At 63.1% G+C, this 24,738-nt stretch carries 23 protein-coding genes and 2 tRNA genes; 11 read left to right on the top strand and 14 right to left on the bottom strand.

All coding sequences use genetic code 11. The features are described from left to right. The first annotated feature begins 1 nt into the window (after position 1). A complete protein-coding gene (locus B9A23_RS06035; protein ID WP_084277985.1) occupies positions 2-2,440 on the top strand; it encodes a response regulator in 2,439 nt (812 codons plus the stop codon). 199 nt (positions 2,441-2,639) lie between these two features. Here the strand turns inward: B9A23_RS06035 and B9A23_RS06030 are convergent, their stop codons facing one another. The 3 genes from B9A23_RS06030 to B9A23_RS06020 are packed head-to-tail and all read right to left on the bottom strand — an operon-like array spanning position 2,640 to position 5,008. After that, positions 2,640-3,671, bottom strand: a complete 1,032-nt coding sequence (locus B9A23_RS06030) for an oxidoreductase (protein WP_084277984.1) — start codon at positions 3,669-3,671, stop codon at positions 2,640-2,642. A 24-nt stretch (positions 3,672-3,695) separates the two neighbouring features. Beyond that, positions 3,696-4,016: a DUF1905 domain-containing protein gene (locus B9A23_RS06025; RefSeq protein ID WP_084277983.1), complete on the bottom strand. Its 321-nt coding sequence runs from the start codon at positions 4,014-4,016 to the stop codon at positions 3,696-3,698. Further along, on the bottom strand, positions 4,013-5,008 hold the full coding sequence (locus B9A23_RS06020) for a peptidylprolyl isomerase (protein ID WP_084277982.1): 996 nt from the start codon (positions 5,006-5,008) through the stop codon (positions 4,013-4,015). Before B9A23_RS06020 ends, B9A23_RS06025 begins: the two co-directional genes overlap by 4 nt. 75 nt (positions 5,009-5,083) lie before the next feature. Here B9A23_RS06020 and B9A23_RS06015 point away from each other — a divergent pair. Together B9A23_RS06015 and B9A23_RS06010 are read left to right on the top strand one after the other, a co-directional pair. Next, positions 5,084-5,174, top strand: a tRNA-Ser gene (locus B9A23_RS06015). An 85-nt stretch (positions 5,175-5,259) separates the two neighbouring features. Beyond that, positions 5,260-6,267, top strand: coding sequence for an adenosine deaminase (locus tag B9A23_RS06010; protein ID WP_084277981.1), 1,008 nt, complete (start codon positions 5,260-5,262; stop codon positions 6,265-6,267). Between the two features lie 17 nt (positions 6,268-6,284). Here the strand turns inward: B9A23_RS06010 and B9A23_RS06005 are convergent, their stop codons facing one another. Further along, positions 6,285-7,136 (bottom strand): LysR family transcriptional regulator, encoded by an 852-nt coding sequence (locus tag B9A23_RS06005; RefSeq protein ID WP_084277980.1) that lies wholly within the window; start codon positions 7,134-7,136, stop codon positions 6,285-6,287. A gap of 97 nt (positions 7,137-7,233) precedes the next feature. Here B9A23_RS06005 and B9A23_RS06000 point away from each other — a divergent pair, with 97 nt between their 5' ends. From B9A23_RS06000 to B9A23_RS05980, 5 genes are read left to right on the top strand one after another with little or no spacing between them, the layout of a single operon-like run. Continuing rightward, entirely contained in the window at positions 7,234-8,397 is a 1,164-nt protein-coding gene (locus B9A23_RS06000) for an isovaleryl-CoA dehydrogenase (RefSeq protein ID WP_084277979.1), read from the top strand. A 33-nt stretch (positions 8,398-8,430) separates the two neighbouring features. Further along, positions 8,431-9,417, top strand: a complete 987-nt coding sequence (locus tag B9A23_RS05995) for an alpha/beta hydrolase (protein ID WP_084277978.1) — start codon at positions 8,431-8,433, stop codon at positions 9,415-9,417. Continuing rightward, entirely contained in the window at positions 9,414-11,015 is a 1,602-nt protein-coding gene (locus tag B9A23_RS05990; protein ID WP_084277977.1) for a carboxyl transferase domain-containing protein, read from the top strand. The genes B9A23_RS05995 and B9A23_RS05990 overlap by 4 nt, the downstream gene beginning before the upstream one ends. 14 nt (positions 11,016-11,029) lie before the next feature. Beyond that, positions 11,030-12,901, top strand: a complete 1,872-nt coding sequence (locus B9A23_RS05985) for an acetyl/propionyl/methylcrotonyl-CoA carboxylase subunit alpha (protein ID WP_084278311.1) — start codon at positions 11,030-11,032, stop codon at positions 12,899-12,901. Further along, positions 12,901-13,353, top strand: a complete 453-nt coding sequence (locus tag B9A23_RS05980; RefSeq protein WP_084277976.1) for a MaoC family dehydratase — start codon at positions 12,901-12,903, stop codon at positions 13,351-13,353. The genes B9A23_RS05985 and B9A23_RS05980 overlap by 1 nt, the downstream gene beginning before the upstream one ends. Positions 13,354-13,911: 558 nt before the next feature. On the opposite strand, the gene B9A23_RS05975 is transcribed toward B9A23_RS05980, so the two are convergent. The 3 genes from B9A23_RS05975 to B9A23_RS05965 all read right to left on the bottom strand — a co-directional run bounded on the left by B9A23_RS05975 (position 13,912) and on the right by B9A23_RS05965 (position 16,396). Continuing rightward, positions 13,912-13,988 (bottom strand) — tRNA-Met (locus B9A23_RS05975). Between the two features lie 126 nt (positions 13,989-14,114). Further along, positions 14,115-14,798, bottom strand: coding sequence for a response regulator transcription factor (locus B9A23_RS05970; protein ID WP_084277975.1), 684 nt, complete (start codon positions 14,796-14,798; stop codon positions 14,115-14,117). Beyond that, entirely contained in the window at positions 14,795-16,396 is a 1,602-nt protein-coding gene (locus B9A23_RS05965; protein WP_084277974.1) for a sensor histidine kinase, read from the bottom strand. The genes B9A23_RS05970 and B9A23_RS05965 overlap by 4 nt, the downstream gene beginning before the upstream one ends. A 233-nt stretch (positions 16,397-16,629) precedes the next feature. Here B9A23_RS05965 and B9A23_RS05960 point away from each other — a divergent pair, with 233 nt between their 5' ends. After that, positions 16,630-16,836 (top strand): hypothetical protein, encoded by a 207-nt coding sequence (locus B9A23_RS05960; protein WP_084277973.1) that lies wholly within the window; start codon positions 16,630-16,632, stop codon positions 16,834-16,836. A 7-nt stretch (positions 16,837-16,843) separates the two neighbouring features. Here the strand turns inward: B9A23_RS05960 and B9A23_RS05955 are convergent, their stop codons facing one another. The 5 genes from B9A23_RS05955 to B9A23_RS05935 form a co-directional block, all read right to left on the bottom strand. Then, positions 16,844-18,022: a BaiN/RdsA family NAD(P)/FAD-dependent oxidoreductase gene (locus B9A23_RS05955; RefSeq protein WP_084277972.1), complete on the bottom strand. Its 1,179-nt coding sequence runs from the start codon at positions 18,020-18,022 to the stop codon at positions 16,844-16,846. Further along, the gene (locus B9A23_RS05950; protein WP_084277971.1) at positions 18,019-19,638 is read right to left on the bottom strand and encodes an NAD(P)/FAD-dependent oxidoreductase; all 1,620 of its coding nucleotides are present in this window, start codon (positions 19,636-19,638) and stop codon (positions 18,019-18,021) included. The genes B9A23_RS05955 and B9A23_RS05950 overlap by 4 nt, the downstream gene beginning before the upstream one ends. Before the next feature lie 42 nt (positions 19,639-19,680). Continuing rightward, positions 19,681-20,259, bottom strand: coding sequence for a nitroreductase family protein (locus tag B9A23_RS05945; RefSeq protein WP_084277970.1), 579 nt, complete (start codon positions 20,257-20,259; stop codon positions 19,681-19,683). 96 nt (positions 20,260-20,355) lie between these two features. Next, positions 20,356-20,784 (bottom strand): DoxX family protein, encoded by a 429-nt coding sequence (locus tag B9A23_RS05940; protein WP_084277969.1) that lies wholly within the window; start codon positions 20,782-20,784, stop codon positions 20,356-20,358. Positions 20,785-20,843: 59 nt separating this feature from the next. Then, entirely contained in the window at positions 20,844-21,578 is a 735-nt protein-coding gene (locus B9A23_RS05935) for a pirin family protein (RefSeq protein ID WP_254895021.1), read from the bottom strand. Positions 21,579-21,701: 123 nt separating this feature from the next. Here B9A23_RS05935 and B9A23_RS05930 point away from each other — a divergent pair, with 123 nt between their 5' ends. Then, the gene (locus tag B9A23_RS05930; RefSeq protein ID WP_084277967.1) at positions 21,702-22,640 is read left to right on the top strand and encodes a LysR family transcriptional regulator; all 939 of its coding nucleotides are present in this window, start codon (positions 21,702-21,704) and stop codon (positions 22,638-22,640) included. 29 nt (positions 22,641-22,669) lie between these two features. Here the strand turns inward: B9A23_RS05930 and B9A23_RS05925 are convergent, their stop codons facing one another. Both B9A23_RS05925 and B9A23_RS05920 read right to left on the bottom strand, forming a co-directional pair. Then, positions 22,670-22,903 carry a hypothetical protein gene (locus B9A23_RS05925; protein ID WP_084277966.1) on the bottom strand — a complete coding sequence of 78 codons (234 nt, stop codon included), beginning with the start codon at positions 22,901-22,903 and terminating at the stop codon, positions 22,670-22,672. A gap of 238 nt (positions 22,904-23,141) precedes the next feature. Then, positions 23,142-23,744, bottom strand: a complete 603-nt coding sequence (locus B9A23_RS05920) for a murein L,D-transpeptidase catalytic domain family protein (protein WP_254895020.1) — start codon at positions 23,742-23,744, stop codon at positions 23,142-23,144. Positions 23,745-24,082: 338 nt separating this feature from the next. On the opposite strand from B9A23_RS05920, the gene B9A23_RS05915 reads away from it, so the two are divergent. Continuing rightward, positions 24,083-24,736 carry an RBBP9/YdeN family alpha/beta hydrolase gene (locus B9A23_RS05915; RefSeq protein ID WP_084277964.1) on the top strand — a complete coding sequence of 218 codons (654 nt, stop codon included), beginning with the start codon at positions 24,083-24,085 and terminating at the stop codon, positions 24,734-24,736. Positions 24,737-24,738: the final 2 nt, after the last annotated feature.

Raw genomic sequence — 24,738 nt, 5'->3', positions numbered from 1 at the left:
GATGGCAAGCCTCGGCGGCGAGATCGACAGCGTGCCTGTCACGGGCACCCCATTGCGCGACTGGTCGTTGCTTGGCGGAGCTGTCATGGCCAGTGCCGGCGCGATCTGGGCGGCTTCGGGCCAACCTCTGTTGGCGGCAGGCTTTATTGGCGGAGTTGGCGTGCTTGGCGCCGGGTTGCGGCTCATGCTGCCGCGTTCGGCCGACCGCTCCGGCGAGGATTTCGCCACGCCCGACTGGTCGGTCACCAATGCCGCGATCGAGCGAACCGATATCGGCATCGCGATTACCGACCGGGCTGGCCGATTGGTCTGCGCGAACCGGTTGATGAGCCAGTGGTTCGGCGTGAACGCAGCGCCGCCACGGCTGCCGCTTGAGCGCGAATCGACTGATCTGCTTGAAGGCGCCACCCGGGCAGCCTGGCGCGATGGTTCGGCGACTGCCGAGGCGCTCGCTTCCTCGCAAGGGACCTGGCGGGCCACGATTGCTCGCGCCGGGCGTGGCGAGGACTATCTGGTCTGGCAGTTCATGCCGGTGGTGACGCAGGATCTCGTCGCCGACATGGCCGGACACATCGGTGGCAAGCTCGGCCGCGCGTTGGCGCGCGAGGGCGTGCAGGCCGTGGTCGTTACCCCCGAAGGCCTTATCCGCGCTGCCAACCCGGCCTTCAGCCAGCGCGCAACCGGCAGCGCGGCGAGCGACCTGTTCGGCGCCGACTTCGTCTCGTTCCTGGCGAGCGATGATGCCGAGCGCATCTTCTACACCCGCGAAGGCGGGAAGGGCACCCCGGTTCGCCTCGTCCATCTGCCCATTGCCGACCCTGATGGCGTCGCCAATATCGACCCTGCGCGCACCGCCTCGCTCTTCCTGCTGATCGATCAGCAAAGCAGCGTCAGCGACATCCGCGCTGGATTGCCTCAGATCGAGGCCCTGCTTGCGCGCCTGCCGCTGGGTCTTGCCATGACCGACCGCGACGGCAAGTTCCTGTTCGCCAACGCAGCATTCCTGCGCGCTGCAGGGCATGACGACACGATTCCGCCGCCATACCCCTCCGATCTGGTCATCAAGGAAGACAAGGGCGCGCTGGTCGATGCCGTGCGCCGCTATGCGCAAGGGCAGGCGACTGCGGGTGACGTCGCGGTGCGGCTGCGAGCCTCGCCGGAAGAGCCGGTTTCGCTCAGCCTGGCCGGGGTACGCGGCTTGGGCGAGGGGGCGGTGCTGTTGAGCCTCAAGGATTCGTCAGAGGAAACCCGGCTCAAGCGCGAGATCGCGCAGGCCACCAAGATGCAGGCCGTGGGCCAGCTCGCGGGCGGCGTCGCGCACGATTTCAACAACGTGCTCACCGCGATAATCGGCTATTGCGATCTCATGCTGATGCGTCACACGCCGGGCGACAGCGACTACGACGATATCCAGCAGATCAAGGCCAATTCGAACCGCGCAGCATCGCTGACGCGGCAGTTGCTGGCTTTCTCGCGACAGCAGACCCTGCGCCCGCAAGTGTTGCAACTGCCCGATGTCGTGGCCGAGGTTTCGGCGTTGCTGAAGCGGCTGATCGGCGAGAAGATCACGCTCGAGGTGACGCACGACCGCGAACTGGGCTTTGTCCGCGCCGACCCGACGCAGCTCGAGCAAGTCCTGCTCAACCTTGCGGTTAACGCGCGCGATGCCATCAACGACAAGCTGGCAGCGAGCGGCGGCAAGGGAGCGGCTGGCGTCGTCAAGCTGATGACCCGGCGCGTGACGGCGGCGGACGTTCGCGCCATGCGCAGCGAAATCCTGCCGATCGGTGATTACACCGCGCTGATGGTCGAGGACAATGGCCACGGCATCAAACCGAACCAGATCGGCAAGATCTTCGAGCCTTTCTTCACCACAAAGGAGAAGGGCAAAGGCACCGGGCTGGGGCTTTCGACCGTATACGGCATCGTCAAGCAATCGGGCGGGTTCATCTTTGCCGAGAGCGAAGTGGGCAAGTTCACCCGCTTCAGCATCTACCTGCCGGTGCACCATCCCGATGCGGCCGAGATGGCGCAAGTGGCGCGGCCTGCCAGCGCCGAGCCGAAGCGGCAATGGTCGGGTGGTGGCAAGATCCTGCTGGTCGAGGACGAGGACACCGTGCGCGCCGTTGCTGAACGCGCGCTGGTGCGGCAGGGCTACGAGGTGACTACTGCCGCCGATGGCGAGGAAGGCCTCGAGGCTCTCACGCGTGGTTCCTTCGATCTCGTCGTATCAGACGTGGTGATGCCGACTATGGACGGCCCCGCCATGGCGCGCGAGATCAGGGCGCTCAAACCGCAGATGCCGTTCCTGTTCATGTCCGGCTATGCCGAGGAGCAGTTGCGGCGCGAGATCGACATTCCCAACATGCATTTCCTCGCAAAGCCGTTCTCGGTCCAGCAGATCTGCGAAGCGGTGGAAAAGGTGCTGCAGGCGCGCTGAATTCGTTCACATATGCGAAGGGTGTTTACGGGGTTTACACTGTCCTGAGAAATGCAGCAGGCCCTATGCAGGCATATCGGTGGCGGCCTTACCGTCCGGGCAAAAGCGCTGATATTCATGCAGCTTGCAAAGGCATTCCACGGTTCAAGGAACGGTCAGGACCTTGCTGCAGCGCCGGTGATGTTGGACAGTGCAATTGCTACCGGAATGGTGGAACCACCTGCGCTGTACCAGTATTCGCGGCAATGATTGCAGCTTCCATCACCGCCATCACGGCAAGCGATTGCGCAGGCGTTACGGGCAGCGGCGCACCATCCAGCGCGGCGGCAACGCCTGCATAGAACCGGGGGTAGTCGCCGGCCATCATTGCCGAGGCGCTTTCCCTGCCTTCGCCATCGAAACGGGCAAGCACAGCATCGGCGCAGCCCCAGTTTTCTGCACCGGGGCGCAGGCCGGCTGCGAGCTGAACTTCCTGTGGATCGAGGCCGTGGGTGATCAGGCTGCCTTCGCTGCCATGGACGACAAAGCGCGGGGAACCGCCGGCCACCAGCATTCCTGCATGAAGTATGCAGCGCCTGTCGGCATATTCGAGCACAACATGCGCCCAGTCATCCGTCCGCGCACCATCACGCAAGTTGCCGATGCTGGCGATGATCCGGGCGGGCAGGCCAAACAGGCACAGCGCCTGATCGACGAGGTGCGGGCCAAGATCCGCCCATATGCCGCTGCCGGGGCCGGGATTCTCGCGCCAGCGATCGCGGACTTGGGGGCGGAAGCGGTCGAAGTGACTTTCGAAATGGACGACCTTGCCGATGGCACCTTCCGCGATCAGGCGCGAAATCGTCAGGAAATCACCGTCCCAGCGGCGGTTGTGAAATACGCTGAGCAGCGTGCCGCGCTCTGCGGCATGGTCGGCAATCGCCTGCGCTTCGGCAAGGGTGAGGGCCAGTGGCTTGTCCACCACCACAGCTTTGCCCGCATCGATTGCCGCATGGGCAAGAGGGGCGTGACTGTCGTTCGGCGTGGCAATGACCACGAGTTCGATCGCGGGGTCGGCGAGGACCACCGCGATATCCGCCTCAACGCGCATGCCCGGCAGATCGGCGTGGACCTTTGCCGGATTACGCGAGACCACCGCCGCCAGTTTCAGGCCTGACTCGGCCATGATAAGCGGGGCGTGAAAGGTCTTGCCGGCAAAGCCAAAGCCGACGAGGGCAACATTTCGGGGCACTCAGGGTCCTTGAATGTCAGATGGTCAGAATTGCAGGTCGAGTTCGAACGGTTCACCTTCGATCAGGCCTTCGCCCTTGCGGACGGCTGCCTTGATCGGAACGATCCAGCCCTGTTCCTTGCTCGGGAATGCCGAGGTACGCCATGCGGTTTCGCCGACACGTGCTTCCACCTTGACCGAACCCCAGCCCGAGCGGCGCCCGGTTTCCAGCCGATGCATCAGCGCCGTGGCGGAGAGCGCTTCGCCCACTTCTCCCGAGATCGTCGCGAAGAACCAGTCGCCGCCGTTCGCGCCGCCGGCCCAGCGCCACAGGGTAGCGGTCAGGCTGTAGCTGCCGTCGTTCACTTGCGCTGCCGTACCGGAACCTTGAGATTGCAGATGTCGATGCCGCCTGCCGGCTGCACGTAGAACGGCTCGCGATGGTTTGCGCTTGCTTGGGCGTAGCTGCGGAAGCTTTCGCTCTCGGTCGAGAGCAATTCGTAACGCGGGAGGTCTGGCACTTCGCGCGCGGGGTGCAGAGAGAGGATTGGCGTACGCTCGGCGGGATCGCCATACACGCCCATGGGGGCAGGCCCGCGGGGAAGGGACGAGAGGTGCTGGATGCCCTCGATCACGCGGCCGACGACGGCCAGGTTGCGGTCAAGCTGGCGCGGCGCATGGCCGATCGCTGCGTAAAGCTCCGCAGCGGTACCGGTGTCTGGTGGGGCGTCGCGCGCGACTCCGATGCTGGCATAGCAATGGACCGGCCATGCGCTGGGCCCGTCACGCGAGGCAGCGAGCGGCCAGCCACGGTAGAAGAAAGTTTCGTCGGCATAGGGATCGGCGTCCTTGATCGCGGTCCCCTTGTGGGTGAGGGCATGCCAAGCGCCATGCGTACCTTCCATGCTCGCAAGCCAGGTGTCGAGCTGCTCGTGCGTGGCGCTGCGCTCCGGTCCTTCCGGGCGCACGACGTAACGGCTTTGAGGGACCTGTTCGAGCCCCGATGGAAGCGGCTTCGCCTTCGCCTTGTCCTCGCCATCGGCATCGCCCCATTGCGACACCCAGTTGTCCTGCACGCGATAGACGGTCAGTCCGTCCCACCAGTGCGCCGCCGCCAGCTTGCGCAAGTTGCCTACCCAGCCTTGCGAAAACGGCTCGGGCATCAACTGGATGACCACACGACGAGGCTTGCCCTTGGCGTCGGGCGCAAGGTCCATGACAAGCAGGTCATCGGGGGAGATCGCCTGCCAATCGGATGCCGGAGAAGCTGCCACGATCTCCCCCGGAGACAGCGCAGCGGCAGGTTTTGGAGCGGCGGGCGAAGCGGCAACGGCGGCCAGTGCAAGAAGAAATGACATAACTTGATCATTGCAGGAAGCGACGCCTTGCGAAAGCTTTCACGTGTCGCTAGGGGCGCACTTCCAGAGCAATGCGGAGCGGTGGCCGAGTGGTCGAAGGCGCTCGCCTGGAAAGTGAGTATACGTCAAAAGCGTATCGAGGGTTCGAATCCCTCCCGCTCCGCCACCATCTCGATAAATCCTCGTCTCTTCGCCAGGCGGAAGTGGCATCTCGTCGTGCGTGCCGCGCCGTGATGCGGTAGGGGAGGCGCATGACCGATCTCGACAGCTTCATCACCGGCCTGCCCAAGGCGGAACTTCACCTTCATATCGAAGGTAGCCTCGAGCCCGAACTGATGTTCGCACTGGCGGAGCGCAATGGCGTGGCGATCCCCTTTGCCAGCGTCGAGGACGTTCGCGCGGCCTACGCCTTTTCGAATCTGCAGGACTTCCTCGACATCTATTATGCAGGGGCCAGCGTTCTGCAGACCGAGGCCGATTTCCACGATCTGGCACTGGCATACTTCGACCGGGCAGCCGCCGATGGCGTGCTCCATGCCGAGATCATGTTCGATCCGCAGACGCATACCGATCGCGGCATCGCCTTCGACACGGTGATGCGCGGTCTGCTGTCGGGCATGGCGGCAGCGCAGACCAAGCACGGCATGACCAGCGCCCTGATCATGAGCTTCCTGCGCCACCTGACCGAGGATGCCGCCTTCGAGACCCTGGCGGTGGCCGAGCCATGGCTTGACCGGATCGCAGCTGTCGGGCTGGATTCGAGCGAGGTCGGCCATCCCCCGGCAAAGTTTGCACGGGTGTTTGCTGCGGCGCGGGAAAAGGGTCTCAAGCTCGTGGCCCATGCCGGAGAGGAAGGCCCGCCGGAATATGTCTACGAAGCGCTCGATCTCTTGCAGGTGGACCGGATCGATCATGGCAACCGTGCGATGGAGGATAGGGCACTGGTCGAGCGGCTGGCCGGCACGGGCATGACGCTGACGGTCTGCCCGCTGTCCAATCTCAAGCTTTGCGTTGTCTCCGACCTTGTCGATCATCCGCTCGACCGGATGCTGGCACAAGGTCTGAAAGCGACGATCAATTCCGATGATCCGGCCTATTTCGGGGGCTATGTCGCAGACAATTACCGCGCCGTTGCACAGGCGAGGGGGCTTTCCCGCAAAGACCTTGCCACGCTGGCGCGCAACAGCTTCAGCGGTTCATTCCTGCCGCCTTCGGCCGTGGCTGCGCATCTTGCAGCGATCGATGCCTACATGGCCTGAGGCATGGCCAGTCTGGTTCATGCGGCAGCGACGGCATCGCGCACAGCGTCGGCCACCTGCTGGGTGCGGCTTTTGTCCAGCCCCTGTGCGGTAACGATGCCAATGCGACGAACAAAGTCGTAGCCGCGCAAGGGGACTGCGATGGTCCCTGGCATTGCGAGGCTTCGTGGTCCCGTGGTCACGCCGCAGCCCGCCGCCACCAGCGAGAGGCAACGTTCGTCGTTATGGCTGCGCAGGAGAAAGCGCGGCCTGATGCCATGCGCGGTGAAGTAGCGGCTGGTTTCGCCAAGAATCTCGCATGAGCGCCGGGCGATCATCACTTCGTCCGCGAGTTCCTCCGGCTCAAGCATGGAGCGGCCAGCAAGGCGGTGGCGTGCGGGCAGGATCATCGCATAGTCTTCTTCTATCAAGGCTTCGGCGTTCTCACCGCCGCGGAGCAGCGTAAGCGCGGCATCCAGCTGGTGCTCTGCAAGACGACGACGCAAGTCGATGTCGCTCCCTTCGGTAAGGGCCAGCGGCTGATCGGTGGCGCAGCGCGCGGCAATGGCGGTGACGAGCGCGCCCGGTAGTGACGTCACGACGCCCAGCCGCAGCGGTTGCCTCGGCGCAGGAGTGCCCCGCGCAGCACTCTCGGCGCTGCGAAACTCCCGCTCGATCGCACGGGCGGAGGGCAAGAGGCGGTTGCCAGCCTCGGTCAGCCGCACCGCGCGCCTTTCGCGCAGGAACAACGGACTGCCGACGAGGCGCTCAAGCTCGGCGATGCCTGCCGACAACGTGGGCTGGGTGATCGCCAGACGCTCGGCCGCGCGGGTAAATGATCCGGCCTCGACCAGCGCCAGGAACTGACGAAGATGGGTGCGTTTCAGCATAGATTTATCCTATGACAACTGTGGCGCCAAATCAATTTTTCCGTGCGCGTCAGCAATGGTACAACGCGGGCAACACAGGTTTGAGAGGATGCCAGCCATGCGCGCCACGCCCGATTTCGACTTCGGTCTGACCGAAAGCGCCCTGATGATCCGCGAGGCAGCGGGCCGCTTTGCCGACGAACAGATTGCGCCCCTGGCCGCGGAGATCGACCGCAACGATCGCTTCCCGCGCGAGTTGTGGGAGCCGATGGGCGCGCTGGGGCTGCACGGCATCACCGTGGAGGAAGAGTTCGGCGGCCTGGGCCTTGGCTATCTCGACCATGTCATTGCCGTCGAGGAAGTCAGCCGTGCATCGGGATCGGTCGGCCTGTCCTATGGCGCGCACTCGAACTTGTGCGTCAACCAGATCCGCCGTTGGGGCAATGCCGAGCAGAAGGCGAAATATCTGCCCAAGCTGATCTCGGGCGAACATGTCGGCTCGCTGGCCATGTCGGAAGCGGGGGCAGGATCCGACGTTGTTTCGATGAAGCTGCGTGCAGAACCGGTTGCCGGGGGCTTCCGTCTCAATGGCACCAAGTTCTGGATCACCAATGGTACCTATGCCGATACGCTGGTGGTCTATGCCAAGACTTCGCCCGAGGCAGGCAGCCGGGGCATCACCGCGTTCCTGATCGAAAAGGACATGGCGGGCTTCTCGATCGGGCAGAAGATCGACAAGATGGGCCTGCGCGGTTCGCCCACCTGCGAGCTGGTGTTCGACGATTGCTTCGTGCCGGAAGAGAACGTGATGGGCCCGCTCCATGGAGGCGTGGGCGTGCTGATGAGCGGGCTGGATTACGAGCGCGTGGTGTTGGCCGGCATGCAGATCGGCATCATGCAGGCCTGCCTCGACACGGTCATCCCCTATGTGCGCGAGCGCAAGCAGTTCGGCCAGCCGATCGGCACGTTCCAGCTGATGCAGGCCAAGGTGGCCGACATGTACGTAGCGATCCAGTCTGCCCGCGCCTATGTCTATGCCGTGGCCAAGGCTTGCGATGCAGGGCAGACCACACGTTTCGATGCCGCAGGCGCGATCCTGCTAGCCAGCGAGAACGCTTTCCGCGTGTCGGGCGAGGCGGTGCAGGCGCTGGGCGGCGCGGGCTATACAAAGGACTGGCCAGTGGAACGCTACCTGCGCGATGCCAAGTTGCTGGACATCGGCGCCGGAACCAATGAAATCCGCAGGATGCTGATCGGCCGCGAACTTATCGGAGCGCGCTAATCGGCCGACGATAAGGTTTCTGCGGAGAGATTCATGCGCCTGAAAGCCCTCATTGCCTGTGCAGCCCTGCTCGGTCTTTCCCATCCCGCACTGGCGCGGATGGAAAAGACCACCGTTCATAGTGCAGCGGTGGAAGGCAATCTTGAGGGCAATTCGTCCGACCGCACGGTTTATGTGTTCCTGCCCGACAGCTACGACAAGTCGAAGTCGCGGCGCTACCCGGTCATCTATTTCCTGCACGGGTACAATTCGACCGCAGACCAGTATGTCGAGCGCAACGACTTTGACGCCGCGCTCAAGGCGTCGGGCGCCGAAACCATCATCGTGGTGCCCGACAGCATGACCATGTGGGGTGGTTCGATGTATTCGAATTCTCCCACCGTAGGCAATTTCGAAGACTTCATCGCGCAAGACCTCGTGGCCTGGACCGACAGGCACTTTCGCACGATCCCTTCGCGCGAGGCGCGCGGGCTCGCCGGTCATTCGATGGGCGGCTATGGCACGCTCAAGCTAGGCATGAAGCGTGCCGACGTGTTCGGTGCCCTCTATGCGATGAACCCGTGCTGCCAGATCCCGCGCCCAGCATCGTCGGCCAATCCGAAGTACGAAGGCTGGTCGGTCGATCAGGCGCTGACGGCGGACTGGATGAGCCGGGGCAACTTCGCGGTGGCGGCGGCATGGTCTCCCAACCCCGCAAAGCCGCCATTCTATGCCGATCTTGGCACCAGCGAAGGCAAGGTGAACGATCTGGTGATCGCCAAGTGGGCGGCCAATTCTCCCGTGGCAATGGCCTCGCAATATCTGCCTTCGTTGCGCCGCATGATCGGCATAGCGATCGACACGGGCGACACTGACTTCGTCCGCGCCGACGATGAACTGATTCACGAAACCCTGACCCGGTTCGGCATTGCGCATGACTGGGAAATCTATGTGGGCGACCACGGCAACCGGGTGAAGGAGCGCTTCCGCACGCATGTGCTGCCGTTCTTCACCAAGCACCTGAAAGGCAGCACGCGTTGAGCGCACCGGTCCTGACGAGCAACATCGACCTGAACTCCGAGCAGGCGCAGGCCCGCGCAGCACATAACCGCGCGCTGGCGCAGGAACTGCGCGAGCGTGTGGCCAAGGCTGCGCTTGGCGGTGACGAGCGCAGCCGCGAGCGCCATGTCTCGCGGGGCAAGCTGCTCCCGCGCGACCGCGTGGAGCGGCTGCTCGATCCGGGCTCGCCGTTCCTCGAGATCGGCCAGCTTGCAGCGAACGGGATGTATGGCGACGAGGTGCCCGGTGCGGGGATCATCGCGGGAGTTGGCCGCATTTCTGGCCGCAACTGCATGGTCTTCGCCAATGACGCGACGGTGAAGGGCGGCACCTACTTCCCGATGACGGTTAAGAAGCATCTGCGCGCGCAGGAGATCGCGCAGGAGAACCACCTGCCGTGCATCTACCTTGTCGACAGCGGCGGCGCGAACCTGCCCAATCAGGCCGAAGTCTTCCCCGACCGCGATCACTTCGGGCGGTTCTTCTTCAACCAGGCGAACATGAGCGCGCGCGGTATCCCGCAGATTGCCAGCGTTATGGGATCGTGCACGGCGGGCGGGGCCTATGTGCCGGCGATGTCCGACGAGACGGTGATCGTGCGGGAGCAGGGGACGATATTCCTGGCAGGCCCCCCGTTGGTGAAGGCGGCGACAGGCGAGGAAATCACCGCCGAGGCGCTGGGAGGCGGTGACCTCCATGCACGCAAGTCCGGCGTGGTCGATCATCTTGCCGATAACGACGATCACGCGCTGACGATCGTGCGCGACATCGTCTCGCACATCGGCGATGCCGGAGATGCCGGCATCGCGCGGCGCGAGCCGGTTCCGCCAAAATACGATGCGGAAGAACTGTACGCGATCATCCCCGAGGACGTGCGCGCGCCATATGATGTCCACGAGGTGATCGCGCGGATCGTCGACGGCTCCGAGTTCCACGAGTTCAAGGCGCATTATGGAACGACGCTGGTCTGCGGCTTTGCCCATATCCATGGGGCACCGGTGGCGATCCTTGCGAACAACGGCGTGCTTTTTTCGGAAAGCGCGCAGAAGGGCGCGCATTTCATCGAACTCGCGTGCCAGCGGCGGATCCCGCTGCTGTTCCTTCAGAACATCTCCGGCTTCATGGTCGGCGGCAAGTACGAAGCCGAAGGCATCGCCAAGCATGGTGCGAAGTTGGTGACGGCGGTGGCGACGGCGCAGGTTCCCAAGATCACCGTACTGATCGGCGGAAGCTTCGGGGCGGGCAACTACGGCATGTGCGGCCGTGCCTACCAGCCGCGCTTCCTGTTTACCTGGCCCAACGCGCGCATCAGCGTGATGGGCGGAGAGCAGGCGGCAAGCGTGCTGGCGACAGTGCACCGCGATGCGGAAAAGTGGACGCCGGAAGAGGCAGAGGCGTTCAAGGCCCCGATCCGCCAGAAGTACGAGGACGAAGGCAATCCCTATTACGCCACCGCCAGACTATGGGACGATGGCGTGATCGACCCGGTACAGACGCGCGACGTTCTGGGGCTGGCGCTGGAGGCCTGCCTCGAAGCCCCGATTGCCGAAGCGGCCCGCTTTGGCGTGTTCCGGATGTGATGGAGGCGCATGCAATGATCAAATCCCTCCTCATCGCCAATCGTGGCGAGATTGCCTGCCGGGTCATCCGTACCGCGCGCAGGCTCGGTATTCGCACGGTGGCGGTCTATTCCGACGCTGACGCCAAGGCGCTGCATGTGCGTTCGGCGGACGTGGCTGTGCACATCGGCCCTTCGCCTGCGCGCGAAAGCTATCTCGTCGGCGAGAAGATAATCGCGGCGGCCAAGGCGACCGGCGCTGAAGCAATCCACCCGGGGTATGGCTTCCTTTCGGAAAATGCCGAGTTTGCACAGGCAGTGCTTGACGCGGGGCTGGTCTGGGTCGGGCCCAAACCGGCCTCGATCAACGCCATGGGCCTGAAGGACGCTGCCAAGGCGCGCATGATTGCGGCGGGCGTGCCGGTGACGCCGGGGTATCTGGGCGAAGACCAGAGCCCTGAACGCCTGCAGGCCGAAGCTGACGCCATCGGCTACCCGGTCCTGATCAAGGCCGTGGCCGGCGGCGGCGGCAAGGGCATGCGGCGGGTAGAGCGCGCCGAGGATTTTGCCGAAGGCCTGGCGTCATGCCGTCGCGAGGCGTCGTCGTCGTTCGGCGATGATCGTGTGCTGATCGAGAAGTATATCCTCTCGCCCCGCCACATCGAGGTGCAGGTGTTCGGCGATGCCCATGGCAATGTCGTCCATCTGTTCGAGCGTGATTGCTCGCTGCAGCGCCGGCACCAGAAGGTGATCGAGGAAGCGCCAGCGCCCGGCATGGACGAAGCGACGCGCGGAGCTGTTTGCGCGGCCGCCGTGCGCGCGGCCAAGGCGGTCGATTATGAAGGCGCGGGCACGATCGAGTTCATCGCCGATGGCTCTGAAGGTCTTCGCGCCGACCGCATCTGGTTCATGGAAATGAACACACGGCTGCAGGTCGAACATCCGGTAACCGAAGAGATCACCGGCGTCGATCTGGTGGAATGGCAGTTGCGCGTTGCTTCGGGCGAGCCGCTGCCCAAGCAACAGGACGAGCTTTCGATCAATGGCTGGGCCATGGAAGCGCGGCTTTATGCCGAGGATGCCAGCAAGGGCTTCCTGCCGAGCATCGGCCGTGTCGAGGACTTCCACTTTCCGCAGTATCGCGCGCGCATCGATACGGGCGTGGAAGCGGGCGCGGAAATCTCGCCGTTCTACGATCCGATGATCGCCAAGGTCATTGTCCATCGCGACACGCGATCCGAGGCCATCGCGGGCTTGCGGGAAACGCTTGAAGAAGGCGTCGTCGGGCCGCTTATCACCAACAGTGGCTTCCTGTGGCGGCTGCTGGGCCACGCCGCGTTCGAAGCGGGCGTGGTCGACACCGGGTTGATCGAACGCAATCTCGAGACGCTCACCACGCGCCCCGAACCGACTGCCGAAGCGCTGGGCTTCGCTGCGATGCGGCTGGCCGGCACGCCCGGTGACAGCCCTTGGACAAGCCAGTCGGGCTTTCGCCTGAACGCCGGCGTACGGCGCGACGTGAATCTGGCCGATCAGTTCGGCCGCGCCTTCGTTGTCGATCTGCCACAGGAGCCTGCAGTCGATTATTGGCCGGGTGAGCCGGTCACCAGTGTCGATGAGGGTGGCGAGCGCTTCCTGGTGCGGCTTGCTCGCGCACAAGGCGGTGCTGGCGGTTCAGCCTCCGATGGTGCGATCGTTGCGCCGATGCCGGGCAAGGTCATTTCGGTCGACGTCGAGGCTGGCCAATCCGTCATCAAGGGGCAGAAGCTCCTGGTGCTTGAAGCCATGAAGATGGAAAATGCGCTGACCGCGCCGTTCGATGGCGTGGTCAAGGCCCTTGACGCCGTGGCCGGCGCGCAAGTGCAGGTGGATGCGGTGCTGGCCAAAATCGAAAAGGCAGAAGGCTGATGGCGGGCAGGTTCTTTGACCAATGGCAGGTAGGTGACCGGATCGAACACGAGATCCGCCGCACGGTGACCGAGACCGACAACCTGCTGTTCTCGACCATGACGCACAACCCGCAACCGCTGCACATCGATCTGGAAGCCGCGAAGGCAAGCGAGTTCGGCCAGATCCTCGTCAACGGGACCTTCACTTTTGCACTGATGGTCGGCCTGTCGGTTGGTGATACCACGCTCGGCACGCTGGTTGCGAACCTAGGTTATGACAAGCTGGTGATGCCGGCACCGGTCTTCATTGGCGATACGATGCGCGCGACGAGCGAGGTCATCGAACTGAAGGAATCGCGCTCACGCCCGAACGCGGGGATTGTGACGTTCCGCCACGAACTGATCAATCAGCGCGGCGAGGTAGTGTGCCAGTGCCTGCGCATGGCGTTGCTGAAGTGTTCGGTCGTCTGAGGCGTCAACTGTTCCTACGGTCCACCGGCGCGTCAACGATTGGCCGCCACGCGCCGCCACCGATGCGGCCAATCGTGGCGCCGCACTGCTGGCATTTGGACACCTGACGCAAGCCGACCTGTTCAGTCAGGTTGCGTACGGGTTTGTGCCTCCGCATGAGGCATGCCAGCCATCTCAACATCCTTGTCCTCCGGCTGCCTCGATAAGAGGCTTCTGGTCGAAGCGATTGAACAAACGCGACAGGACGCGTCAGTTCCTGGTTGATGGCCGGGCCAGCGAGCATCGGAAAGAGGCAGATCGAGAAGAGCGGGCGCTCAGTGGTGCTGATGCGACAAGCGCTCTGCGAGACATGCTTGCCGTCACGATCGGCGATCCAGAGGGCACTGATCCCGACTTTTCCAAGTCGCGTTTCGGTCAAGCCTCTGACCAGGAGCTAATGCTCCGTCGACGCCCGGTAGCTGATAGGGAATCCGGGTTATGCGAGGACGCTGCTATCGCCAAGCTGCTCTGTTGTTGCTGTTAATCGATCGCGATCAAGATCGTGGCAACCATCGAAGATGGTAGCGGAGGAGGGACTCGAACCCCCGACACGCGGATTATGATTCCGCTGCTCTAACCTGCTGAGCTACTCCGCCCTGTCAGCGTCGTCTCCGACTGCTTGGCAGGCCGCGCTCCTAGCGTTGGCAGGAAGCGCGGTCAACCGTATTTGCCGTGAATTTTTCGTTGCCTTGTCGATTACAATCAATGAGGAGCGGAGTGCTTCATGCCGTCAGGCGATATCCGAAGCCGCGGACGTTCTCTACCACCGGCGGGCCAAGGGAATGGAGCTTGCGGCGGAGCCTGCTGAGATAGACTTCGACGATGTTGGTAAGCGGATCGTCCTCAACACCCCACACCACGCGCAGGATCTCGCTACGCGAAATCACGGTGCCGGGGGATTCCATGAGGAGCCGCAGGACCCCCATTTCCTTGACGGTCAGTTGCACCGGCGTGCCAGCTCTCGTCAGCGTCATCGTACGCGGATCGAAGTGAAGGTCGCCTACGGTCAGGGAGCCGTCAGCCTGAAGCGGGCTTGTTGCGGGGCGCTCCATCCGACGCTTGACCGCATCCATCCGGGCCAGCAGTTCCTCGAACGCAAAGGGCTTGGCGAGATAGTCGTCTGCCCCGCCTTTCAGGCCCTTGATCCTGTCAGCGACTTCATCACGGGCGGTCACCATGATGATCGGCGTGGCGACGTCCATCGCACGAAGCCGGGAGCATACGTCAAAACCGCTCATGTCAGGGAGATTGACGTCGAGAAGGACGAAATCGAAGGGCATGCTGCTGGCAAGCTCAAGCCCGGTCGACCCGTCAGTGGCCATCGTGACCTTGCAGCCCTCCTGGGTCAGACCCCGGTGAAGCGCGCCTGCAAGTTCAACCTCGTCTTCGATGATGAGGAGCTTCATGTCTGGTTTCCATCCTCAGTCTTTTCGACTGGCATAAGGGGGAGGCGCAGTTCGACCTTCGTGCCGACATTCAGCCGACTTTCGAGACCGATGGTGCCGCCCATCGTCTCGGTAATGGAGCGGGCAATCGACAGGCCCAGGCCCTGGCCACTGCCGACCTTCTTGCTGCCTCTGCGGAATCGTTGGAAAAGGTAGGGAATATCTTCACTGGCGATGCCGTCGCCGTTATCGGAAATGGCGATGACAGCCTCACCGTCTTCGACGCGAGCGCTCACCTCAACCTCGGGGGCCTGCGAGGAATAGCATACGGCGTTGTCGAGCACGATTCGGATAGCCTGCTTCAGGCGCGTTCCGTCACCCTCGATAATCATGCTCTCGGGCGCGTCCGTGATCCGGATATACCCGCCATCCGCCTCGATCAGGAGCTGGAAGTCGCCGACGCATTCGCGAAGGGCAAGCACGACATCGACCGGTTCGATGTTCGTCTGCAGCATCGGCTCCTCGGCGCGGGCAACGTGCAGCATGTCCTCGATCATCTCCGCCATCAGCGAAGACAGGCGCACGACGCGATCAAGACCGTGACGCAGGTCGTCGACATTGGCGTTGCCATTGCGCAGCGTGATCTCGGCTTCGCTGCGCATGATCGACAAGGGCGTCCTCAGCTCATGACTGGCATCGGCCAGAAACTGCTGGCGAAGCTGGTTGGCTCTTGCAAGCGACCGGTTTGTCGCATCAAGTTCTGCCGTCCGGCGTTGCACGGCTCGCTCCAGCCCCGCATTTGTCTGCTGCATCGCCAGGGCCGCATCGCGTACCCGCGCAGCCATGATGTTGAAGCTTTCAGCGATGGTGCGAAATTCTGTCGTGCCCACTGATGGCAATTTGCCTTCGTAATTGCCTTCGGCAATTTCACGCGTGCCGCGCCAGAGGTTGCCGAGCGGCCTGATGACCTGACGCTGGCCCCACATGACGATGAGTAGCCCGATGATGCCGACGATGATGATGCTCGACTGCATGGTCTCCGTGACACCGCCAACGGTCTCGATCGAACTGCGCTGGAATTCCTTCGCTTCGCGTTCCTCGATGCGGATCGCTTCGAATATCAGGTCTTCCCACATCATGTCGGGCTTGTCGCCGCGGAGCGACTTTTCCAGGCTTGCGCCGATGCGGTGCAGCGTTTCACGCTGCTTCACTTCCTCTTCGATCGCGCTTGCGCGACGCTTGCGCTGAAGGGCCGTGTCGCCGATCAGACGGATTTCGGCGTTGATGTACCTTTCCGCATTGGTGACGTGCGAACGCACGCCATCGATGTACAGCGCGCGATCGCGCACAAAGGACTGCGGATCGACATACCGCTCCTGCTGAAGGGTATATCCAAGCACGGCAAGGCGCTGAAAGGCGCTGAGCGTCTGCGACGATGCCTCGGCGCGTGCGTGTTGGGCGCGCACGATCTTCAGGGCATGATCTGCAACGACGGCGGGAACCGCAATGATGAGCATCACGAACAGCAGGGACAGCCATAGCTTCAGCCGGAGCGAATTCACGGACGAAGCACCTGCCAGCGATCGACCGATCCGGCGGTCGAGCGGTATGCCGCACATCTGCCCCAAACAGGCAAAGCGCACCGTTCCAGCTGACCCATAATTACCGTATTCCCCTGCCTGCAGCGTGCGCTCCGGAAACGGCAGCGATGCGAGACCTGTCCACTTTGCACTTTGGGCGCAGATGCCCGCTCGATCAACGAGTTGCCCATTAATTTTCCATGAAAGCGAGGGGCATTGCAGGATTCCCGGCACAAGGCGACAAGGGGGGCAGTTCTTGCGAGAGTGAAGCGATGCGAACCACACACGGCGATGCCACCGTCCGTCTCTATCATCTTGGCGACGAGCCTGAAGGCGGCAGCGCGCAAACCCTCTTTTACGGGCCCCTTGACGAGGCTCTTGCCATCGCCGCCGGTCAGTCCGAAAACATACAGGCCGGCCTGTACCTGGCGACCGAAAACGACGTTGTAGCCTATCTCGACCTGGTCGAGGGGTGGTAGACTGTCCTTAGAGTGCGAGGCCCGCTGCGCGCCCGCTGGCCCAAGCCCACTGAAAGTTGTAGCCGCCAAGCCATCCCGTAACATCGACGGCTTCGCCGATGGCATATAGCCCGGCGACCTTGCTGGCTGCCATCGTCTTCTGATTGAGCGCCTTGGTCGAGATCCCGCCAGCCGTCACCTCGGCCTTGGCATAGCCTTCGGTGCCGTTCGGATTGAACGGCCAGCGCGCAAGCCTGTCCTGTGCCTTGCGCAGATCTGCGTCGCGCAGCGTCACCAGTTCGCCTTCAAGTCCGATACGCTCGATCAGCGCATCGGCCAAACGCTCGGGCAGGCGACGTGCGAGCGCGGTGCGAAGGGCGCTGCGCGGACGCGCTCGTTTTTCCTCGATCAGCCAGTCGTTTGCCGCATCGGGCAAAAACGCGACCGTGATTGCCGTCCGGTGCTGCCAGTAGGACGAGATCTGCAACATCGCCGGCCCCGACAGTCCCTTGTGCGTGAACAGTGCGGCCTCGCGGAAGGCAGTCTTGCCCCAGCGTGTCACGACCTCGGTCGACACGCCTGAAAGCGAACGGAACAGCGCCTCATCTTCACCAAGCGTGAACGGAACGAGCGCCGGGCGCGTCTGCACCACGGGCAGGCCGAACTTGCGGGCAATCTCGAACGCGAAGCCGGTGGCCCCCATCTTCGGGATGGACAGGCCGCCGGTTGCCAGGACAAGCGACGGCGCCCGCACCTCGCGACCATCGATGGTCACGCGGAACATGCCATCTGCATGATCAACTGCGCTGACTGGCAGGCCGAATGAAAGCGCCACGTTTCCCTCGCGACATTCGGCCATGAGCATCTCGACGATCTGGCGGGCCGAGTGATCGCAGAACAGCTGGCCAAGGGTCTTTTCGTGCCAGGCAATGCCGTGGCGATTGACCATGTCGAGAAACTCAGACGGCGTGTAGCGCGACAGGGCCGACCGCGCGAAATGCTGGTTTTCCGAGATATAGCGGTCGGCTGCTGTGTGGATGTTGGTGAAGTTGCAGCGCCCGCCGCCCGAGATCAGGATTTTCTTGCCCGGCTCGTCGGCATGATCGACCAGCAGCACCCGCCGCCCGTTCTGTCCGGCGGTAAGCGCAGCCATCAACCCCGCCGCACCTGCGCCGAGGATGATCGCGTCGTACTGAGGGGCGCTCACTTCAGCACTTCGGCGGCGAGAGCTTCTGCCACCTTGATTCCGTCCACCGCGGCCGAAAGGATGCCGCCGGCGTAGCCCGCACCTTCGCCGGCAGGATAAAGGCCGCGCGTGTTGAGGCTCTGGCAGTCCTTGCCGCGCGTGATGCGAACCGGCGAGGAAGTGCGCGTTTCGACCCCGGTCATCACCACGTCGGGATGGTCGTAGCCGGGCACCATGCGGCCAAAGGCGGGCAAGGCCTCGCGGATGGACTCGATCACGTAGTCGGGCAGGCACTTCTTCAGTTCGGTGAGGTGAACACCCGGCTTGTAGCTCGGGATCACGCTGCCGAACTCGGTCGAGGGTCGATCCGCGAGAAAATCGCCCAGCTTTTGGCCCGGCGCCATGTAGCTGCGTCCGCCCGCCTCGAAGGCGAGGCTTTCCCAGTGGCGCTGGAAGGCCATGCCTGCCATCGGCCCGCCCGGATAATCGCGGTTGGGGTCGATATCGACAACGATGCCCGAATTCGCATTGAACTCCGCGCGCGAATACTGGCTCATGCCGTTGGTGACGACGCGGCCTTCCTCGCTGGTTGCCGCCACCACGCGCCCGCCCGGACACATGCAGAAGGAGTAGACCGTGCGACCGTTCCTGCACTTGTGCGAGATCGAGTAGGCGGCAGGGCCAAGGATCTTGTTGCCCGCGCTCGGGCCATAGCGTGCGGTGTCGATCCAGCTTTGCGGGTGTTCGATGCGCACACCGATGGCAAAGGGCTTGGCCTCGATATGGACGCCGCGATTGAACAGCACCTGGAAGGTGTCGCGCGCGGAATGGCCTACTGCCATGATCACATGGCGCGCCGGGAGGAACGAGCCGTCCGACAGGTGCAGGCCCGCGACACGCCGTTCGCCATCGGCAGCAGTCTCGATCTCGAAGTCCTCGACCCGGGTCTGGAAGCGATACTCACCGCCAAGGCTCTCGATCGTCTCGCGCATCGACATGACCATGGTGACGAGGCGGAAAGTGCCGATATGCGGGTGGGCTTCGGTCAGGATGTCCTCAGGCGCACCCGCCTTGACGAACTCGACCAGCACCTTGCGGCCAAGGTGTCGCGGGTCCTTGATGCGGCTGTAGAGCTTGCCATCGGAGAAGGTGCCCGCACCGCCTTCGCCGAACTGGACATTCGATTCCGGCTCCAGCACCGACCGTCGCCACAGGCCCCAGGTATCCTTGGTCCGCTCGCGCACGGCCTTGCCGCGTTCGATGATGATCGGCTTGAGGCCCATCTGCGCCAGGATCAGGGCAGCGAGCAGGCCGCAGGGACCAGCGCCAATTACCACTGGCCGTTCGCCGTCCCAGCCTTCCGGCGCCATTACCGGAAACTTGTAAGACGTGTCAGGCGTGGGCTTGACGTTCTGGTCGTCGGCGAAGCGGGCGAGCACTTCGGCCTCGTTGGCCACCACGCAATCGACCACGTATGTCAGCAGGATTGCATGCTTCTTGCGGGCATCGTTGCCGCGACGGAAGATCTGGTAGCGTGTCAGGTCTGCAGGCGCGATTTCGAGGCGCTCGCAGATAGCCGCCGGAAGATCTTCGGCGGCATGGTCGAGAGGAAGTTTAAGTTCATTGATGCGAAGCATGGCGCCGCCCTAGCCAATTCCGGCGGGCGGCGCCACACGTGCTTAGGCCTTGAACGGACCAGCGAAGGCGATTTCGCTGACCGGCTTGCGATCGCTCACCACTTCGCGCTCGCGAAGCATTTCAGGCAGCTGCGACTTGTCGCCCTGCTTGCCGATCACGAAAGCCATTTCCACGCGGTAGCCGGCGGGCAGGTTCAGCACTTCTGCGGCCTTGGCAAAGTCGACCCCGGTCATGCCGTGGGTGTGATAGCCCAGATGCAGCGCTTGCAGCGCGGCGTTGGCCCAGGCGGCACCAGCGTCGAAGCTGTGGCTGTGATTGGGATTGTCGCCGCGATCGCTGCGCATGAACTCGTCGGACACGACATAGACCAGCACGCCCGCGTCCTTGGCCCAGCTCTGGTTGAATTCGACCAGGGCGGAGAGAAACGCGTCGAAGTTTGCATCGCCCTTGTGTGCGAAGGCAAAGCGCCACGGCTGGTAGTTATAGGCGCTGGCGGCCAGGCCCGCAGCTTCAAAGATCACGTCGAGATCGGTCTGCGGCACGGCCGAGCCATCGAATGCGCGCGGGCTCCAGCGGTCGACAATGATCGGCAGGACACGAGGAGATGCAGTACGGGTCATGGGAGGCTCCTTGGAGAGGTGTGGGAAAGATAAGGAGATGGAGCCGGAGAGCAACTGCGCTTGCGCAACTGCACTCCGGCTCGCGGGGGGTAGGGATCAGCGGCGGTCGAAGCCGAAGCGGCCCGAGCCGAAAGCCGCCACCTGCAGCAGGCCACCGGCCAGCGCCACATTCTTGAAGAAGTGGATGAACTGGTTCTGGTCAGCAAGGTTGGCGTGGAAGCCGAACGCCGCGGCAAGGCTGAACACAGCGATCGCCGATGCCACGATGCGCGTGCGGATGCCGGCGATCAGCAGCAACCCGCCGACGAGCTCGACTGCAACAGCAACGCCATAGGCAAGGCTGGGGGCAGGGAGGCCGGCGCTCGTAATATAGGCGATGGTGCCGGTCGGGTCCGCGAGCTTGGAAACGCCGCTCAGCACGAAGATCGCGGCGAGCAGGACGCGGCCGGTCGCCGCAAGCAGGTCCGAGTTTGTGGAGGCGGCGCGACGGGTCTCGAAAGCGATGCCCGAGGTCTGGGTGGTCATGGGATCAGTCCTTTGCAACAGTCGTGATTGGGGGATGTGCGGAAACAGTCCGGTCACGGTCAAGCCGCGTCGACGAGAACCAGCTCGGCGTCTTCGAGTGCGGTGATGACGATCTCGGTCACGCCGGTGATGGCAACGCCATCGCGGGCATTGGCCTCGATCTCGCCGATTCGGATCTTGCCCCGTGCGGGAACGAGATAGGCATGGCGCTCTTCCGTCAGGTCATAGCGAACCGTTTCACCAGCCTTGACCGTTGCTCCCAGGACCCGTGCGTTGGCGTTGATCGCCAGCACATCGGTATCGCCGGCAATGCCCGAGGCGAGTGGCACGAACTTGCCTTCCCGGCTGTCCTTGGGGAAGGGGCGTGCACCCCAGCTCGGCGCATGGCCACGGCGATCAGGAATGATCCAGATCTGGAAGAGGCGGGTTTCCTCGTCCTCCAGGTTGAATTCCGAGTGGGCAATGCCCGTCCCTGCCGACATGACCTGAACGTCGCCCGCTTCGGTGCGGCCTTCGTTGCCAAGGCTGTCGCGATGCGTGATCGCGCCCTTGGTCACGTAGGTGATGATCTCCATGTCGCTGTGCGGATGGGTGGGAAAGCCGCTCTTGGCTGCGATACGGTCGTCATTCCAGACTCGCAGCGCGCCCCAGTGAACGCGAGCAGGGTCATGGTAACCGCCGAACGAGAAGTGATGGTGCGCGTCGAGCCAGCCGTGGTTGGCCGCGCCGATCGAGGCGAAGGGGCGCAGTTCGATATGAGCCTTTGCGGTGGTTTGCATAGCAGTCTGGAACATGGCGATTTCTCCAAACGGGCGGCTTCGTGTCCGTCCTGTTGAGTGGGAGATAGGGCTTGCAGATTGTTCGGAATATCCTGATAAGTTAAATCAGAATGTTCGAAAATCTTGAAAGGTCATTCCTTGGACGTCGGGCAGCCAACCCTCGACCAGCTTCGCCTGTTCCTCGCCGTCGTCGACGAGGGCAGCTTCAACGGAGCCGCACGGAAGCTGGGACGGGCCATTTCGGTGGTGAGCTACGGGATCGTGGCGCTCGAAACCCAGCTTGGCGTCACCCTGTTCGAACGGGAAGGATCGAGAAAGCCGGTCCTCACGCCGGCCGGCAAAGCCATGCTCGCCCAGGCACGTGCGGTAAGCGACGACGTTGACGCCCTGATCGCGGGCGTGCGAAACTTCAACCTGGGTCTAGAGGCCGAGCTTGGGCTGGCCATCGACGTCATGTTCCCGACGCATCTTGTCGCGCAGGTCCTGCGCGAATTCCAGATGCTGTTTCCGACGGTACAGCTCCGCCTTTATGTCGAAGCGCTGGGCACGATTGCCGCGATGGTCGTGGATGGTCGTGCGGAACTGGGCATTGCCGGACCGGAACTGGTGGCCATTCCCGATCTCGAGCGCGAAGCGATCGGAGAGGTCGAGCTCATTCCCGTTGCGGCGCCGGATCATCCGTTGGCGCAGCTGGCGGCGATCCCCCCGGGGGAGGCGCGCAAGCACCGGCAACTGGTGCTGACCGATCGTTCCCAGTTAACCCAGGGACGCGACTTTTCGGTCTTTGCTGCCAGCACGTGGCGGCTGGGAGACCTGGGCGCGCGCCACGCGCTCCTGCGCGAAGGCATCGGGTGGGGCAACATGCCGCGCCACCTTGTTCAAACAGACATCGCGACAGGACGCCTGAAACGGCTTGCCCTGCCCGAAGCGCCTGGCCTGACCTACCGCTTTCACGCGATATGGCGCCGCGATTGTCCGATTGGGCCAGCCCGCAATTGGGTGCTCGACGCCTTGCGCAATCGGCTCAAGCAGTGTCCTGACGCAACCACGCCCCGTCCGCAGGGCGGCGGGGCGTAGCAGTCAGGACATCGTGACGAGGTTGTTCTTCAGGTGCCGTTGCTCTTCGGGCGGTTGAAGGCTGCATTCGGATTGGCCTTGAGCCGGGCGACATCGAGACCGGGAGCCTGCGGAAAGCCGTTCTTCGGGCCGACAGCGGGCTTGGATGGCTGGCTGGTCGCGATAACTGCAGTAGTCCCCGCGCGCGTTCCTGCATGCGCAAGGGTTGGTGCAACGACCGCAAGGAAGGCTGCCACGCAAGGCAGCATCACGCGAGTTTTCATGGTAATTGACCCTCGGACAAGACGGTGTTTTTAGTTACGCGGTGCGTTTTACCGCATCGCAATAGTTGCAATGCGGAATGTTTAACGAATCGTAATATTCGTCATTAAGCCGGCGTTTACTATGGCGAACGGGGCCAAAATGGCTCTGATCCAAGTTGGATGGATTTAGGCAGGACGCTTAAGCTACCAGTTTGACACTGGCAGCTCATTGTTATCTCAAGCTAATTTTTTGGCTGGATCACTTTGCTGCAAACAGCAGGCGGCCTTCGCTAACTTGCTCCAAAATGCAGTCAATATCCGCATTTGCGAAAGCGAAGCAGCCTTGGCTGCGCCCGATCCGGCCTTGCGTCATCGCCATGTCGGCGCTGACATAGCTCGCCGCATGAATCACAATGCCTCGTTCGAGCGCCGCGCTGTTTGCCTCTTCAAGGCCAATCAGGCGACGCGAACGACCGTGCTTGCCTTGATAGGTCGCGCCTGTGAGATATGCGCCGGGGCTGGACGCGTTGGACCCGAAGTCGTTCGAAAACCGCTGCACCCAACCGCTGTTCGCGGGATCCGAACCACTGCCATGCGAGACGAGGTGCGAGGAGACCACTTTCCCGCCGATGACGTCCACGACATGAAAGCGGGTCTCGCGTGAAGCCTTCCCGAAATCGACGAGGCCGACCAGATCGCGATGGCGAATGTGCGCGCCATGGCGGTCGAGCGCCGCGACCGCCTGCTGGACAAGCAAGGGTAGCGTCGGCTTGGCAAACGGCGAAACCTCAGGTTCCCTTGGCGGGGTAACCGCGCTCGCGGGTTGGCCCGAAAGCGCAAGACTTCCGACCGTTGCTGCCATGGCGCCAATAAAACGGCGCCTATCGGGAACCATAATGCGCGACCCTAGTTAGTTATCTCTTCGTTCAACATGATAAGCCGCCGGCAGGTCTGCAAGTGGCTCATTTCCTTCATGCGACGAAGCGTTATAAGGACGCCTCGCGCCGAAAGCTTCTGCTCCTCACCTGTTCTAATGCGATTGACTCACGCCGAGCCACAAGCGCTGCGCCGTGCTTTCGTGCCGTCGCAAGCACCCAACGATCTGTCTACAGCTGATTGTCTATCGAAAAAGTTGACTTAGATTGTGAGGCGTCGGGACGTAAACCGAGTCGACCGGCTTTCTGCACAAGGAGGCAGCACATGACTCAAGACCGCAAAGCCATTGCGGGGCAAGACCCGCTCATTCTCACCGTTCCCGGGCTCGACAATAGTGGACCCGGCCATTGGCAGACAAACTGGGAGCAGACCCTGAGCAACTGCCAGCGCGTCGAGCTTGGCCTGTGGGGCGATCCACATCGGAATACATGGGTGAACAAGATCAATCTCGCCGTGCACAAGGCTGATCGTCCTGTCGTGCTGGTGGCGCACAGCCTCGGCTGCCTTGCCGTGGCATGGTGGGCCGAATTCGAGCGTCCGCGCGACGGCAAGGTGCTCGGCGCCCTGCTGGTAGCGCCGCCCGATGTCGAGCAAAGGCCAATAGATCGTCGGCTGACCCGCTTTGCACCATTCCCGCAGAGCGAATTCCCGTTCCCCTCGATCGTGGTCGCCAGCCGCAACGACCCATACATGGGCATCGGGCAAGCCCGTCATCTCGCTCGTGCGTGGGGCAGCCGCTTGGCCGATGCGGGCGAGGCAGGGCACATCAATGCTGAATCCGATCTGGGCGACTGGACCTTCGGCCGTCTGCTGCTCAATCAGCTGCTGCCGGGGCAGGTGCCCCTCGACAGCGGCAATCGGAGCGTGCTCTCCGGCGCGTTCCAGCCGGATCGTGCGTTGCGGCGGATCGGCGGATGAAT

It is taken from the genome of Novosphingobium sp. B1, assembly GCF_900176395.1.
Lineage (GTDB): Bacteria > Pseudomonadota > Alphaproteobacteria > Sphingomonadales > Sphingomonadaceae > Novosphingobium.
Note: the sequence above shows the minus strand (reverse complement) of the source record. Positions and strands in the feature narration are given on the sequence as shown.